The sequence below is a fragment of the Paracoccus benzoatiresistens genome (assembly GCF_026913015.1).
Taxonomy (GTDB): Bacteria; Pseudomonadota; Alphaproteobacteria; order Rhodobacterales; family Rhodobacteraceae; genus Paracoccus; species Paracoccus benzoatiresistens.
In genome coordinates, this window is sequence record NZ_JAPTYD010000001.1 from 13,659 (window position 1) to 27,391 (window position 13,733).

Genomic DNA, 13,733 nt, shown 5'->3' on the forward strand with positions numbered 1-13,733 from the left:
GCTCACGCCATGGGATATTGGTGCCGAGATGAAGGGATGATCATGTTCGACCAACTGACACATCGCGTGGTCCAGGCGCCGATGGCGGGGACCTCGACCCCGGAACTGGCGGTGGCGGTCTGCAACGCGGGCGGGCTCGGCTTCGTGGCCCTTGGCGCGCTGGATGCACAGGGCGCGGGCAGGGCGATCCGGGCGGTGAGGCAGGGGACCGGGCGGACCTTCGGCGTGAACCTGTTCTGCCACGTTCCGGCGCGCCGGGATGCAAGGCGCGAGGCCGGGTGGATCGACGCGCTGCGCCCGGTCTTTCACCGCTTCGGGGCGGAACCTCCGGACGGGCTGTCCGAAATCTATCCCAGCTTTCGCGGCAATGACGACATGCTGTCGGTGCTGCTGGCGGAAAGGCCGGATATCGTCGGCTGCCATTTCGGCTTGCCCGCGCCCGACCAGATCGCGGCGCTGAAGGCGGCAGGGTGCAAGCTGTGGGCAACGGCCACCTCGGTCGCCGAGGGACGGGCGATTCGCCAGGCGGGCTTTGACGTGATCGTGGCCCAAGGGTGGGAGGCCGGTGGCCATCGCGGCATCTTCGACCCCGACGGGCCGGACGGGCGGCTGGATCACGCGGCCCTGGTCCGGGCGCTGCTGCCCGTCGGCCTGCCGGTCGTCGCGGCGGGCGCGATCATGGATCGGGCGGCCGCCCGCGCCGCGATGGATGCGGGTGCCGCCGCGGTGCAATGCGGCACCGCCTTTCTGCGCGCGCCCGAGGCCGCGACATCAGCCCCCCACCGGGCGGCCCTGTCGGGCGGGCAGACGGTAATGACCCGGGCGATCTCGGGCCGTCCGGCGCGGTGCCTAGTCAACGATTTCAGCGGCATCGACGACGCGGCGGCGGCGGACTACCCGCTGGCCTATGACATCGGCAAGGCGCTGAACGCCGCCGCATTGGCGCGAGGCCATACCGGCTACGGCGCCTTCTGGGCCGGAACGGGCGCTGCGGTCAGTGTCGCGCGCCCGGCTGCGGAAACGGTGGCGGCGATCAGCCCGTGACGAAATCGGCGACGGCATAGCCCTGCAGATAAAGCAGCGCGGTCAGGTCGCCATGGTTGATGCGGATCGGCGCCTGCGCGGCCACGGACGGCTTGGCGTGCAAGGCAACGCCGGTGCCGGCAAGCTGGATCATGCCCAGGTCATTTGCGCCGTCGCCCACGGCGATCACATCGGCCGGGGTCAGGCCGCGCGCCTCGGCGATCTGGACCAGGGCCTCGACCTTGGCCTCGCGTCCCAGGATCGGCATGCCGACATGGCCGGTCAGCAGCCCGCCCTCGGCCAGCAGGGTATTGGCGCGGTGTTCGTCGAAGCCCAGCCGGTCGGCGATCGCCTCGGTAAAGGCCGTGAAGCCACCCGAAACCAAGGCCGCATAGCCGCCATGGGCGCGCATCGTCGCCACCAGTTGCGCCCCGCCCGAAGCCAGCGTGATGCGAGAGGCCAGCACATCCGCGATCACGCTGTCCTGCAGGCCCGCCAGCAGCGAAACGCGCTCGGTCAGGGCGCCGTGGAAATCAAGCTCTCCGTTCATGGCGCGCGCGGTGATGTCGGCCACGCGGGGGCCGACGCCGGCGACATGGGCCAGCTCGTCGATGCATTCCTGCCCGATCATGGTCGAATCCATGTCAGCCAGCAGGATCTGCTTGCGGCGGCCTGCGGCGGGCTGGATGGCCAGATCCAGCGTCTGCTGCTGCAGGTCGGCCCAGGCCTCGGGGAAGTCCGCGGGCTGGGCGGGCAGGTCGAACTCGGCCGCCACACGGGGATTCAGCCAGCGCAGCGGCCCGCCCGCCCAGCGGTCGGCCAGGTCCAGCGCCAGGGCTTCGGTCAGGTTGGCGCGCAGGGGCGATGCGATCAGCGAAATGGTGAACATGCCGCAACTCCTTGGAAGATGGCGGCGGTCTAGGGCATCGCGGCGGGCTGCGCCAGAGGCGGGCGGCGGATGCCCAGGAAGGGGCCGCCGCCCTGCGCCTCGATCCGGGCCAGGGCCTCGGGGATCGGCTCGGCGATCACCGCCATGACCCAGGCCGTCGCGTGGATCATCAGGTCGGGCGACATGGCCAGTGCGACATGGCCCGGCCAGAACAGCAGGTCGCCCCGGCGGATGTCCTCGGCTGCGGGAAAGGCGTCACGCTGCAGGTCGCTGTCGCCGGGGCAGGGGATGCCGCAGGCCGTCAGCGCCGCCTGCACAAGGCCGGAGCAGTCGATGCCCGCGCGGCTGTTGCCCCCCCAGAGATAGGGCGTGCCGGCCAGGCTTTCCGCCACCGGCACCGGATCCGGGGCAGGCTGGTCGCCGATGTGCTGGACGGGGACGAAGCCGCCTGTCGCCAGCCGCGCAAAGCGCCCCTCGATCCCCGTGACCGACAGCCGCGCGCCCAGGGACAGGCTGGCCTGTTCGGGCTGCTTCATGTCGGGCGCGGAATAGACATGCGTGGCAGGCGCCGTGACCCGATGGGTGATGGGGGGCAGGTCGGTGCCAAGCGCCGCCTCGGGCAGCCAGCCGCAGTAGCCGTCCAAATCCGCCTGCACGAAGCACCAAGGGCCCCGCGTCTCGATCACCGTGACATCGGCGCCGAAATTCACCTGCCGGTCGCGGCGGCCGTCGGGCGCGGTCATGAGGTCGGCCAGCGGCACGACCAGCCGCGCGGCGTGGCCCGGCGTATAGGCCGGGCGCTCGATCACGCCGCACAGGCTTTCCAGGGCCACGCGATCCGTTGCGGGGGTCAGGCGGCGATCCAGCGTCATGCGAGGACCTGCGGCAGCGCGGCAAGGATGGCGCGGGCGCCCTGGCCCACCCCGCCCTTGGGACGGCCCGGCGCCAGGACAGGCTGCCAGCCATAGATGTCCATGTGGACATAGCGCCCGGCCCCTTGGGCAAAGCGGCGCAGGAACAGGGCCGCCGTGACCGACCCTGCCATGCCGCCCGCGGGGGCGTTGTCCAGATCCGCGATCGGCGGCTCGATCTGCGATTCGTAGCCTTCCCAGAAGGGCAACCGCCACAAGGGATCGCGCACGGCCATCGCGGCGCGCGACAGCGCTTCGGCCGTGGCATCGTCGTCGCAATAGAAGGGCGGCAGATCGGGGCCAAGCGCCACGCGCGCCGCCCCCGTCAGCGTCGCCAGCGAGATCATCAGGTCGGGCGATTCCTCGGCCGCCAGTGCCAGGGCATCGGCCAGGATCAGGCGGCCTTCGGCATCGGTATTGTTCACCTCGACCGTCAGGCCCTTGCGGCTGGTCAGAACATCGCCGGGCCGGAACGAACCGGCCGACACGCTGTTCTCCGCCACCGGCAGCAGCACGCGGATCTGCATCCGCTCCGCCGCGCCGGTCAGCGCCAGCATCTTCAGCAGCCCAAGCGCGGTGGCCGCCCCGCCCATGTCCTTCTTCATCAGGGCCATGGAGGCGAATGGCTTGATGTCCAGCCCGCCCGTGTCGAAGCAGACGCCCTTGCCGACCAGTGTCAGGCGCGGACCGGAATCGCCCAGGCGGATGTCGATCAGCCGGGGCGCCTGTTCGGCGGCGCGGCCCACGGCGTGGATCATCGGCAGGTTGGCGTCCAGCAGGTCCGGGCCGGTCGTGACCGAAATGCCGGCGCCGATTTCGTCCGCCAGGGCGCGGGCGGCGGCTTCCAGATCGACGGGCCCCATGTCGTTGGCGGGCGTGTTGATCAGGTCGCGGGTCAGGAACTCTCCGGCAGCCTGCGCGCGGATCCGGGCGGCATCGGCGCCCTCGGGGCAGGTGAAGCGCGGGCCGTCGTAAGCCGCGCCCTTGTAGCGGGTGAAGCGATACTGCCCCAGAAGCAGGGCCAGGGCCGCTTCGGCAGGGTCAAGCCCCTCGGGCAGGGCCGGGCGCCAGGTACCGGCGGGCAGGGCCGTCGCATGGGCCAGGGCGAAGCGGTGGCGTCCGGCGGATGCCCGGTCACCAAGCCCCAGGAAAGCCCCCGCCAGCCCGCCCGAGGCATTGGGCAGCAGGCAGATCTCGCCCAGCTTGGCGGAAAAGCCGCTGGCGGCAGGCCAGGGGCCTGCCTGATCGGGCAGCGGATCGCCCTTCCAAACGGCCCAAAGCGGCAGGGCATCGGCGGAATCGGGGGCGAAGTCGGGCGTCATGGGTCAGGTCCTTGTCTGCTGGGCGCCAGACTACAGCCTGCGCTTCCGCCCGCAAGTCCGGGTCGCGGGCAGCAGGCGGGCAGGGCTGTCCCCGAACCGGGCGGGACAAGGAAGCGCATGCGCTTCCCCGCCCGCGTGATCCGGTTCCACCGGAGACGGTCGCGCCTGCGACCCCGGGAAGGCCTGTGCCCGCCAGGGCGGGGCAGGCGCAGGCCGGGTCTTCGGGACCGGTGGCATTGGTGGGGAAGGCCTTCGCCAAGCCAGGCGACGGCAAGGCCGTTTTGGCCTTACCCCAACCCCGTCCGATCCCAGATCGCCGTCAGCGACCGGTTCCCCACCCGCATCAGCCGGGCATGGATGGCGCCCAGGGCCACCAGGTCGCGCTTGTCCGCGCAGCCGCCCAGATCCATCGCCACGCCCGCCAGCGACAGAAGGCCGATCTGCCAGGCAAGGCGCGCCAGCAGGTCGCACTGGCGGCCGGCCTCGGGCAGGTCGTTGCCGCGGATGGCCTTGTCGGTGGCGGTCAGCGCGCCCGCCAGTTGTTCCAGCGCCAGCCCGATGACGTTCTGCGCCGCCGTTTCGCCCAGTTCGGTCACGATATCGCCCACGCGGCGGGAATCCACCCGGACCGGCTCCGATACGGCCAGTGCCATGATCTGTGCCATCTGCCTTCCTTTTGTCTTGCACGTCCAGTCCGGCCACCATGGCGTCCCGGGGTGAAGAAAGGCTTGCCGCGGCCATAAGAAATCGCTCGAATTTGTCTCAATCACCGCCTATCAACCGGCGGGACAAGAGAGGTGAGACATGCATAACATCCGCCCCCTGCCCCAGTATCTGGTCGGCCGCTTCCACGGCTGGCGGGCCACGTCCTATTCCGAAAACAGCGCCTGGTATCGCCGCCTGGCCACCGACGGGCAGCGCCCGCGCGCGATGGTGATTTCCTGCTGCGACAGCCGCGTCCACGTCACCAGCATCTTCGGCGCGGATTCGGGCGAGTTCTTCATCCACCGCAACATCGCCAACCTCGTGCCGCCCTATGCGCCCGACGGGCTGCAGCACGGCACCTCGGCCGCGGTGGAATATGCGGTGCAGGCGCTGAAGGTCGCGCATCTGATCGTGGTGGGCCATACCAGCTGCGGCGGCGTCGCGGGCTGCCATGCGATGTGTTCGGGCCATGCGCCGGAACTCGAGGAGAAGACCAGCTTCGTCGGCCGCTGGATGGACGTCCTCCGGCCCGGCTATGACCGCGTGAAGGACCTGCCCGAGGACCAGCAGGTCGCCGCGCTGGAACGCGAGGCCGTGCTTGTCTCGATCGAGAACCTGATGACCTTCCCCTTTGTCAGGGCGGCGGTCGAATCCGGGCAGATGTCGCTGCACGGCCTGGTCCATGACATCAGCGAAGGCTCGCTGGTTCAGGCCATCGACGGCGGCAAAGCCTGGGTGGAGGTCTGATCCCCGCAGGACGACCCGGCGCCGGTCAGGCGTCGGGCTTCCAGCGGATCACGCGCCACAGATAAAGCGCCACGATGCCCACGACGACCGCCGTGGACAGCGGGTCGATCCAGTGTTCGACCTGTTCGTACTGGTCTTCCAGCAGGTATCCCGCCATGGCCAGCCCGCCCGACCAGATGAAGCTGCCAAGCGCGGTATAAAGCAGGAACTGCCCCTGCGGCATCCGCTCGATCCCGGCGGGGATCGAGATCAGCGTGCGCACCGTCGGGACGAAGCGGCCGAAGAAGACGACCGCGCGGCCGTGTCGATGGAACCAGTCCTCGGCCTTCTTGAATTCCGAGGGGGTCGTGGTCAGCCAGCGGCCATGCCGCGCGATCAGGCGGCGCATCCGCTCGGCCCCCACGGCGCGGCCCACCAGATACCACAGCCAGGCCCCGGCCAGAGAGCCCAGGCCCCCCGCCAGGATCGCCAGCCACAGCGGCGTGCCGCCGCGCGCGGCGTTGAAGCCCGCAAGCGGCATGATCAGTTCCGACGGGATCGGCGGAAAGACGTTTTCCAGCAGCATCAGGGCGGCGATGGCCAGGGCTCCGCCGCCTTCCAGAAAGCCGGTGATCCAGTCGAACACCCGCTCAGCCTTTTTTCAGGACGCGGTTGCCCAGCAGTTCCGCGATCTGAACGGCGTTCAGCGCGGCGCCCTTGCGCAGGTTGTCGCTGACGCACCACAGGTTCAGCCCGTTTTCCACCGTCACGTCCTGGCGGATGCGGCTGACAAAGGTCGCGAAATCGCCAACGCATTCGACCGGCGTCGTGTATCCGCCCGGCTCGCGCTTGTCGACGACCAGGATGCCCGGCGCCTCGCGCAGGATGTCGCGGGCTTCGTCCTCGTCCAGGAAATCCTCGAACTCGATGTTGATGGATTCCGAATGGCCGACGAAGACCGGGACGCGCACGCAGGTCGCGGTGACCTTGATGGACGGATCGAGGATCTTCTTGGTCTCGGCCGTCATCTTCCATTCTTCCTTGGTGTCGCCGCTGTCCAGGAAGACGTCGATCTGCGGGATCACGTTGAAGGCGATCTGCTTCTGGAACTTCTTGGCCGCGACCTCCTGACCCGGCACATACATGCCCTTGGTCTGGTCCCACAGCTCGTCCATGCCCTCTTTCCCGGCGCCCGACACGGACTGGTAGGTGGACACGACGACCCGCTTGATGCGCGCGCGGTCATGCAGGGGCTTCAGCGCCACCACCATCTGCGCGGTCGAGCAGTTGGGGTTCGCGATGATGTTCTTCTTGTTGTAGCCGTGGACCGCGTCCGGGTTCACTTCCGGCACGATCAGCGGGATATCCGGGTCGTAGCGGTAGAGCGAGGAGTTGTCGATCACCACGCAGCCCGCCGCCGCCGCGCGCGGGGCATGGGTCTTGGTGGCTTCCGACCCGATTGCGAACAGCGCGATGTCCCAGCCGGTGAAGTCGAACTGCTCGATATCCTTCACCTTGATGGTCTTGTCGCCGAAGCTGACCTCGGTGCCCTGCGACCGGCGCGAGGCCAGTGCGGCAATCTCATCCACCGGGAACTGGCGTTCTTCCAGGATGTTCAGCATTTCGCGGCCCACATTTCCCGTGGCGCCTGCGACGACGACTTTGTAGCCCATCTCCTTGGGACTCCTTTTCATGCGGTCGCGTGCATTTAGCGCAAGCAGGGGTGCAAGGGAAGGGGAAAGGCCCGGGCCAGGGGCCGGCCGGGTAACGCCATTGTCATCAGCCCCGGGCGCGCGGGTGCGGTATCCTTCGGGCCGATGGACAACCGCATCACGCGAGGATCCCCATGTCTTGCCGGTTCCGATCCGCCTTCGTCGCGCTTCTTCTGGGGCTGCCACTGGCGGCACCGGCAGTGGCACATCACGGCTGGTCCTGGGCGGATGCCGAGCAGGTCCGGCTCGAGGGCGTGATCGAGGCGATCTCCATGAGCCCGCCCCATCCCACGCTGCGGGTCAGGGATGCGCGGGGGACCGTCTGGCAGGTCGAACTGGGCAATCCGGGACGCACCGAACGGTCCGGCTTCACAGCCGAGACGGCTGGGATCGGCGACGCGGTCATCGTGATCGGCAACCGCGACGCGGACCGCACCCAAGCGCACATGAAGGCGGTGCGCATCGTGATCGACGGCCGGAACTACGACATGTATCCCGAGCGCATCCGGTCCGACTGACGGCTGATGGAGCTTGTCGCCTGGATCGAAGCCTCGGCCCTGGCGGGCATGCTGCGCGGGTCGGGCAACCTCTACATGGTCGTGAATGCGACGCATATCCTGGGGATCGGGCTGCTGGTCGGGGCGATCCTGCCCCTGGACCTGCGCATCCTGGGGGTTCTGTCCGGTCCGCCCCTGCAGGTCATCGGGCCGTTCCTGTCGCGGATGGCGGGCATCGGCCTGGGGCTGGCGGTGGCGACGGGGTTCTGCCTGTGGTCGGTCAGCGCCGCCGAATACCTGGGCAACGCCGCCTTCCGCTGGAAGCTGGCCTTGCTGGCCCTGGGCCTCGGCAATGTCGCCCTGCTGCATGGGACCGGCTGGAGCCGGCTTGTCGCCACGGGAATTGCCCATGGGACGACACGGGTTCTTGCCGCGATCTCGGCCCTGGTCTGGATGGGGGTGCTGCTGGCGGGCCGCTGGATCGGGTTTCTGTGAGGCGGATCCGGTGCCGGTCGCTTCATCGAACAGGCGGGACAGAAAAGCCCCTCTGTTGCCCCCGCCCGTGACCCGGAGAGGCGGGCGCCTGTCGGGGCGTGGGGCCGGGCGGCAGTTGCCTTGCGTGGCGAAGGCGGTGGCCGCCGCCAGCCTAGGCCAGAAGAAGCCTGTCGTCGGTGCGCTTCAGATCCGCGACCCAGGCCGCCTCGGCGCTGAAGTCATGGGGAACCTGTTGCGCCGTGCGGCGGCCCGACAGGCTCTGGCTGGCGAAGAAGTCGAAGCCATGAAGCGTCAGGCTTGCCAGGCGCGACCGCAGAGCCAGGTCGATCATCATCGCCCCGGTGGTGGGCGGGGCGGCAAGGCGGTCCTTCAGCGCGTGGTAATCTTCCAGCGGGTGCAGGTAGAAGCCGGGGCTGGTCGCCGTCTGCCAGTCCAGCCGCTTGCGCTTGGGCGACATCCACAGGAGGCGGACGGGCGTCAGTCGCCCCCGGTCCTCGTCCGGCAACCGCACGGCCAGCGCCAGCCAGTCGGTTCGCCTGCCGTGGCTTTCGGGCGAGGGCATCGGCGCGCGATTGATGCGGATCACCAGGTCGGCGGCGTCGATGGCCGTGCCCTGGCGGGTTTCGGCCAGCGACCGGGCATTGCCGATCAGGGCGACGGATTTGCCCTCCAGATCGGCCAGCAGGTTGCCCTGGGGGACCGACAGGTCCTGCAGGGCGGGTTCGTCGCGCAGCAGGCGGGCGGTATAGAATTGCAGCCTGTTCATGGCCGGGCCAGCAAGTCGTTGTAGATGCCCACCAGGGCGCGGGCCTCGCCCTCGATGGCATGGTTCGCCGTCACATGGGCGCGGGCCGCCTGGCCTGCGGCGGCGCGTGCGGCATCGTCGTCCAGCCAGCGGCGCAGCGCCCCGGTCAGCGCCTCAAGGTCGTCGGGGGGCACCAGGCTGCCGGTGACGCCGTTGCGGATCAGCGTCTCATAGGCGCCGACGCGGGTGGCCACGGTCGGCACGCCGCAGGCCATCGCCTCCAGCGGCGTCAGGCCGAAACCCTCCCAGCGGGCGGGGGCGGCGAACAGGTCCAGCGCCTGGTAATGGCGCACCACCTGGTCCCAGGGCAACTCGCCCAGGAAGCGGATGCGGTCCTGCAAGCCGGCTGCCGCGATCTCGGCCAGCAGGCCGTCGGCAAAGGCGCGGTTGTCGGGGGTGATGCGGCCCGTGAAGATGATCTGCGCGCGCGGCCGGTCCGGCAGCAGCCGCAGCCCGGCACGGACCAGCAGGTCCACGCCCTTTTGCGCGCGCACCCGGCCGAAGCAGCCGATCAGGACGGCGCCGGGATCAAGGCCCAGCTCGCGGCGCAGCTCGGGCTTGTCGGCGGGTGGCTGGAAGATCGCGGTATCGACCCCGTGCATCACCACCGTGGCGGGCCGGTCCAGATAACTGGCCGCCTTGTCCGATGTGGCCACAAGCGCGTCCTGCTGGCGGATCAGCCATTTGGTGAAGCCGGTATGGCGGCGCTGCGCGGCCGAGGTGAACATCAGCCGGTATTTGCGCCCCAGGACGTGCCGCAGGATCAGCCCAAGCGCCATTTCCGTGTTGCGCCGGGCGTGCCAGACGCGCCAGCGGTCGCGTGGCATCAGGGCGGCGCGGGCCAGCGGGATGTGGGGTATTTCGGGCGGCAGGCCGGGGCCGGTCGCGCGGATCGCGATCAGGCGCGCCTGCACCGGGATCAGCCGCACCACCGTGGCGGTGACGCCCGACAGCCGGCGCTTAAGGTTCGGGGCGATGACCAGCGGGTCAGACATGGCGGTTCTCGGCGCTGAAAAGATAGAACACCAGCCCTATAGTCAACGGCACCAGGAAGAACAGGAAGATGTGACCATAGGCCACGGGCGGCGGGTGGCTGGCCGAGGCCGACAGATAGACCGGCCGCGACAGGAACTGCATGATCCCTACCCCCGAGATCGAGACCATGTTCATGAAGGTGATGCCGCGGCCGACCAGGTGATGGGGCAGGAAGGCGCGGCCATGCGACATGATCAGGGAATAGGAACTGTCCGAGATGCACACCATGACCAGCAGGACACCAGACAGCACGAGGCTGGTCCCCGATCCAAGCCACAGCCCCGCCAGCACGGCGCAGAGCAGCAGCGTATTCGCGACCGAGGTGCGCTTGTCCGAGCCCATGACGCGGACGACCCAGCCGACCGACAGGTTCGCCGCGACCATCGCCAGTCCCATGCCCAGCGTCACCCAGCCGATCAGGTCATCGCTTGCGCCATAGACCTCGGACAGGAAGGGGCCGGCCCAGAGCCCGCGGATGCAGGCCGAAGCGGCATAGGTCACGCTCAGAAGCGGCAGGATCAGCCGCAACTCGCGCACGGCCAGCAGGTCGCGCAGCCGCGCCGGGCGCTGCTGGCCCACGGGTCTGGCGGGATTGCGCACCAGGGCAAGGATCGCCAGCGACACAAGCAGCGTCGCAAGGGCAAGCCCGCCAAGCGCCGCGCGCCAGCCGATCCCGTCGATGATCCAGACCAGCGGCGCGGCCCCCAGCATGTTGCCAAGCGAGCCGATGCCCACCACCGCGCCGCCCGCCGCGCTCATCGAGGCGGGGGGCAGGGTGCGCGCGAAGATGTAGAAGCTTCCCATCATCACCGGCGCGCAACCGATGCCCAGCAGCGCCATCGCCAGGTGGATGTGCCAGGGCGCCTGGGCCAGCGCAAAGACCAGCGCGCCGCCGCATCCGCCAAGGCCCAGCAGCGCCGCCACCGTTTCGCGCGGGCCGAAGCGGTCCAAGGCCCAGCCCACGGGGATCTGGACGGCGGCGAAGGCGATGTACCAGAGCCCCGAGGACAGCGCGAGATCGGCCGGGCCCGCCCCCAGTTCGGTCCCCAGGGTCGGCGACAGCACCGCCAGGAAGGCGCGGTAGAACTGGCTGAGCGCATAGCCCAGAACAAGGGACATCAGTCCCGGCGACATGATCCAGCGCATTCCATCCCTCCGTTGCGGCGGAAAGCTGCGCCAAGGCCGCGGAAGGTGCAAGGCGTCGCGGCGACGGTGCCGCCCTGGCCGCACCGCGCAACATCCCGGGTCAGCTTGACCAGCCCATGGCGGGGGGCTAGCACCGGACCCGATGCCGCGACCCAAGGACCCGGAGGAACCATGTCCGACAGCTATTCGCTTCTCATCCTGCCCGGCGACGGGATCGGCCCCGAGGTCATGGCCGAGGTGGTCAAGGTCATCGACTGGTTCGGCGCGAATCGCGGCATGTCCTTTGATATCCAGCACGGGCTGGTCGGCGGCTCGTCCTATGATGCCCATGGCACCCCCCTGACAGACGAGACGATGGCAAAGGCTCAATCGGTCGATGCGGTGCTGCTGGGCGCGGTCGGCGGGACGCAGTACGACAGCCTCGACTTCAGCGTCAAACCCGAACGCGGGCTGCTGCGCCTGCGCAAGGAAATGGACCTTTACGCCAACCTGCGTCCCGCGCAGTGCTTCGATGCGCTGGCGGACTTTTCGTCGCTGAAGCGCGAGGTGGTCGCGGGCCTCGACATCCTGATCGTGCGCGAGTTGACCTCGGGCGTCTATTTCGGCGAGCCGCGCGGCATCCATTCCGACGACAACAACCCCGACAACGAGGGCGGGCGCGTCGGCATCAACACGCAGCGCTATACCAGCGGGGAAATCCGCCGCGTGGCTCGGTCGGCCTTCGAACTGGCGCGGCGGCGGTCGAACCGGGTCTGCTCGATGGAGAAGGCCAACGTGATGGAATCCGGCATCCTCTGGCGCGAGGAGGTGCAATGGGTCCATGACAACGAATATCCCGATGTCGAGCTTTCCCACATGTATGCCGACAACGGCGCGATGCAGCTGGTCCGCAAGCCCCGGCAGTTCGATGTGATCGTAACCGACAACCTGTTCGGCGACCTCCTGTCGGACGCGGCGGCGATGCTGACCGGGTCCCTGGGAATGCTGCCCTCGGCCTCCCTGGGGGCGCCGATGGCGAATGGCCGGCCGAAGGCGCTCTACGAACCCGTGCATGGCTCGGCGCCGGATATCGCGGGTCAGGGCAAGGCCAACCCGATCGCCTGCATCCTGTCCTTTGCCATGGCGCTCCGCTACAGCTTCGACCAGGGCGACGCCGCGGCGGAGCTGGAACGCGCGGTCGAACGCGTGCTGGCGGACGGCGCACGCACGGCCGACCTGATGGGCCCCGAGGGCGGCACCCCGCTCTCGACCTCGGAGATGGGCGACCGGATCGTCGCGGCCCTGTCGCAGGGCTGAGATGGAGGTCGCGTCGAACGTGCGCGGTGCGGCCTTGGCCTTGCTGGCCATGGGGATCTACGCGACGCATGACGCGGTCATCAAGACGCTGGGGGCGCAGTATCCGGCGCTGCAGGTGCTGTTCTTTTCGTCGCTGCTGTCCTTTCCGCTGGTGACGCTGGTCATCATGCGCGACCCAAAGCCGGGCACGCTGCGCCCCTCCAATCCCGGCTGGGTGGCCCTGCGCACGGTGGCGGGGCTGGCCTCGGGGATGGGCAGCTTCTTTGCCTTCTCGCAACTGCCGCTGGCGCAGGTTTACGCGATCCTGTTTGCCGCGCCCCTGCTGGTGACGATCCTGTCCATCCCGATCCTGGGCGAACGCGTCGGGCCGCATCGCCTGGCGGCGGTGGTGATCGGCCTTGCGGGCGTGCTGATCGTGCTGCGCCCTGGCGGGCAGGCGCTGGAACTGGGCCATCTGGCGGCGCTGCTGTCGGCGGTGGGCACCGCCACCTCGGCCGTGGTGATCCGCAAGCTGGGGCGCGTCGAACGCCCGCTGGTCCTGCTGATGTGGCCGATGCTGGCCAGTTTCGTGGCGACCGGCGCCTCGCTGGCGCTGGAATATCGCCCCATGGATTTGCCGCATTTCGCCATGACGGGGGTGATCGCCTGCCTGGGCCTGACGGCGGGCTTCCTGCTGATCTTGGCCTATCGGGCGGGCGAGGCCGCCATTGTCGCGCCCATGCAGTATTCGCAGATCCTGTGGGCCACCGCCTATGGCTGGATCTTCTTCGGCGAGGTGCTGGACCTGCCCACGCTTGTGGGCGCCACCGTCATCATCGGGTCGGGCATCTATATCGTCTGGCGCGAGGGGCGCGGCGGCAACTCCGCCAACCGTCCCGTGATTGCCTCGCGCATCCGGGCCGAGACGGTGACGGCGCCCCGAACCTCGCTTTTGCAAAGAATATGGCCGTCGCGCCCTTGACAGGGCTTGCAATCCGGCCCGCCCCGCGCTACCTGCCCCGTCACGGTCGGAGCGTAGCGCAGCCTGGTAGCGCACCTGCTTCGGGAGCAGGGGGTCGGAGGTTCGAATCCTCTCGCTCCGACCAGATCGGTTCTTCGTGCCTGACGCGAAAACCGCCATTCCAGCCCTTTTCATATCCCCCTGTTGCTGCTGGGTTCTTGCATCGCTGGT

Annotated in this window: 15 protein-coding genes and 1 tRNA gene; 7 read left to right on the forward strand and 9 right to left on the reverse strand. The window is 69.1% G+C overall.

The features are described from left to right. Positions 1-42: 42 nt before the first annotated feature. Positions 43-1,044, forward strand: a complete 1,002-nt coding sequence (locus OU682_RS00070) for an NAD(P)H-dependent flavin oxidoreductase (protein WP_329609760.1) — start codon at positions 43-45, stop codon at positions 1,042-1,044. On the opposite strand, the gene serB is transcribed toward OU682_RS00070, so the two are convergent. From serB to OU682_RS00090, 4 genes are all read right to left on the reverse strand, one after another. Beyond that, positions 1,034-1,912, reverse strand: coding sequence for a phosphoserine phosphatase SerB (serB, locus tag OU682_RS00075; protein ID WP_268940021.1), 879 nt, complete (start codon positions 1,910-1,912; stop codon positions 1,034-1,036). The genes OU682_RS00070 and serB overlap by 11 nt on opposite strands. A gap of 29 nt (positions 1,913-1,941) precedes the next feature. Further along, positions 1,942-2,778 carry a C40 family peptidase gene (locus OU682_RS00080; protein WP_371832188.1) on the reverse strand — a complete coding sequence of 279 codons (837 nt, stop codon included), beginning with the start codon at positions 2,776-2,778 and terminating at the stop codon, positions 1,942-1,944. A 2-nt stretch (positions 2,779-2,780) separates the two neighbouring features. Then, positions 2,781-4,145 (reverse strand): leucyl aminopeptidase family protein, encoded by a 1,365-nt coding sequence (locus OU682_RS00085; RefSeq protein WP_268940023.1) that lies wholly within the window; start codon positions 4,143-4,145, stop codon positions 2,781-2,783. Positions 4,146-4,432: 287 nt separating this feature from the next. Beyond that, positions 4,433-4,810, reverse strand: a complete 378-nt coding sequence (locus tag OU682_RS00090) for a hypothetical protein (protein ID WP_268940024.1) — start codon at positions 4,808-4,810, stop codon at positions 4,433-4,435. 139 nt (positions 4,811-4,949) lie between these two features. Here OU682_RS00090 and OU682_RS00095 point away from each other — a divergent pair, with 139 nt between their 5' ends. Further along, on the forward strand, positions 4,950-5,597 hold the full coding sequence (locus tag OU682_RS00095) for a carbonic anhydrase (protein WP_268940025.1): 648 nt from the start codon (positions 4,950-4,952) through the stop codon (positions 5,595-5,597). 25 nt (positions 5,598-5,622) lie between these two features. On the opposite strand, the gene OU682_RS00100 is transcribed toward OU682_RS00095, so the two are convergent. After that, positions 5,623-6,222, reverse strand: a complete 600-nt coding sequence (locus OU682_RS00100) for a DedA family protein (RefSeq protein WP_268940026.1) — start codon at positions 6,220-6,222, stop codon at positions 5,623-5,625. Between the two features lie 4 nt (positions 6,223-6,226). Continuing rightward, complete coding sequence (locus tag OU682_RS00105; protein WP_268940027.1) at positions 6,227-7,249, reverse strand: aspartate-semialdehyde dehydrogenase; 1,023 nt, start codon at positions 7,247-7,249, stop codon at positions 6,227-6,229. Between the two features lie 173 nt (positions 7,250-7,422). Here OU682_RS00105 and OU682_RS00110 point away from each other — a divergent pair, with 173 nt between their 5' ends. Both OU682_RS00110 and OU682_RS00115 read left to right on the forward strand, forming a co-directional pair. Then, complete coding sequence (locus OU682_RS00110; protein ID WP_268940028.1) at positions 7,423-7,806, forward strand: DUF6152 family protein; 384 nt, start codon at positions 7,423-7,425, stop codon at positions 7,804-7,806. Between the two features lie 6 nt (positions 7,807-7,812). After that, positions 7,813-8,280, forward strand: a complete 468-nt coding sequence (locus tag OU682_RS00115; RefSeq protein ID WP_268940029.1) for a DUF6644 family protein — start codon at positions 7,813-7,815, stop codon at positions 8,278-8,280. A gap of 151 nt (positions 8,281-8,431) precedes the next feature. On the opposite strand, the gene OU682_RS00120 is transcribed toward OU682_RS00115, so the two are convergent. Genes OU682_RS00120 through OU682_RS00130 form a run of 3 tightly spaced genes read right to left on the reverse strand, consistent with a single transcriptional unit; the run spans position 8,432 to position 11,266 of the window. Continuing rightward, entirely contained in the window at positions 8,432-9,046 is a 615-nt protein-coding gene (locus tag OU682_RS00120; protein ID WP_268940030.1) for a glycosyltransferase family 29 protein, read from the reverse strand. After that, positions 9,043-10,080, reverse strand: coding sequence for a glycosyltransferase family 4 protein (locus OU682_RS00125; RefSeq protein WP_268940031.1), 1,038 nt, complete (start codon positions 10,078-10,080; stop codon positions 9,043-9,045). The genes OU682_RS00120 and OU682_RS00125 overlap by 4 nt, the downstream gene beginning before the upstream one ends. After that, positions 10,073-11,266, reverse strand: a complete 1,194-nt coding sequence (locus OU682_RS00130) for an MFS transporter (RefSeq protein WP_268940032.1) — start codon at positions 11,264-11,266, stop codon at positions 10,073-10,075. Before OU682_RS00130 ends, OU682_RS00125 begins: the two co-directional genes overlap by 8 nt. A gap of 171 nt (positions 11,267-11,437) precedes the next feature. On the opposite strand from OU682_RS00130, the gene leuB reads away from it, so the two are divergent. From leuB to OU682_RS00145, 3 genes are all read left to right on the forward strand, one after another. Next, positions 11,438-12,562 carry a 3-isopropylmalate dehydrogenase gene (leuB, locus tag OU682_RS00135; protein WP_268940033.1) on the forward strand — a complete coding sequence of 375 codons (1,125 nt, stop codon included), beginning with the start codon at positions 11,438-11,440 and terminating at the stop codon, positions 12,560-12,562. Position 12,563: 1 nt separating this feature from the next. Further along, entirely contained in the window at positions 12,564-13,523 is a 960-nt protein-coding gene (locus OU682_RS00140) for a DMT family transporter (protein ID WP_268940034.1), read from the forward strand. 47 nt (positions 13,524-13,570) lie between these two features. Continuing rightward, positions 13,571-13,647 (forward strand) — tRNA-Pro (locus OU682_RS00145). Positions 13,648-13,733: the final 86 nt, after the last annotated feature.

Excerpts from the sequence above, each read along its gene's own strand:
- OU682_RS00070 (WP_329609760.1), top strand. The coding sequence starts at position 43 with ATGTTCGACCAACTGACACATCGCGTGGTCCAGGCGCCGATGGCGGGG.
- serB (WP_268940021.1), bottom strand. The coding sequence starts at position 1,912 with ATGTTCACCATTTCGCTGATCGCATCGCCCCTGCGCGCCAACCTGACC.
- OU682_RS00085 (WP_268940023.1), bottom strand. The coding sequence starts at position 4,145 with ATGACGCCCGACTTCGCCCCCGATTCCGCCGATGCCCTGCCGCTTTGG.
- OU682_RS00090 (WP_268940024.1), bottom strand. The coding sequence starts at position 4,810 with ATGGCACAGATCATGGCACTGGCCGTATCGGAGCCGGTCCGGGTGGAT.
- OU682_RS00095 (WP_268940025.1), top strand. The coding sequence starts at position 4,950 with ATGCATAACATCCGCCCCCTGCCCCAGTATCTGGTCGGCCGCTTCCAC.
- OU682_RS00105 (WP_268940027.1), bottom strand. The coding sequence starts at position 7,249 with ATGGGCTACAAAGTCGTCGTCGCAGGCGCCACGGGAAATGTGGGCCGC.
- OU682_RS00110 (WP_268940028.1), top strand. The coding sequence starts at position 7,423 with ATGTCTTGCCGGTTCCGATCCGCCTTCGTCGCGCTTCTTCTGGGGCTG.
- OU682_RS00115 (WP_268940029.1), top strand. The coding sequence starts at position 7,813 with ATGGAGCTTGTCGCCTGGATCGAAGCCTCGGCCCTGGCGGGCATGCTG.
- OU682_RS00120 (WP_268940030.1), bottom strand. The coding sequence starts at position 9,046 with ATGAACAGGCTGCAATTCTATACCGCCCGCCTGCTGCGCGACGAACCC.
- OU682_RS00125 (WP_268940031.1), bottom strand. The coding sequence starts at position 10,080 with ATGTCTGACCCGCTGGTCATCGCCCCGAACCTTAAGCGCCGGCTGTCG.
- OU682_RS00130 (WP_268940032.1), bottom strand. The coding sequence starts at position 11,266 with ATGCGCTGGATCATGTCGCCGGGACTGATGTCCCTTGTTCTGGGCTAT.
- leuB (WP_268940033.1), top strand. The coding sequence starts at position 11,438 with ATGTCCGACAGCTATTCGCTTCTCATCCTGCCCGGCGACGGGATCGGC.
- OU682_RS00140 (WP_268940034.1), top strand. The coding sequence starts at position 12,564 with ATGGAGGTCGCGTCGAACGTGCGCGGTGCGGCCTTGGCCTTGCTGGCC.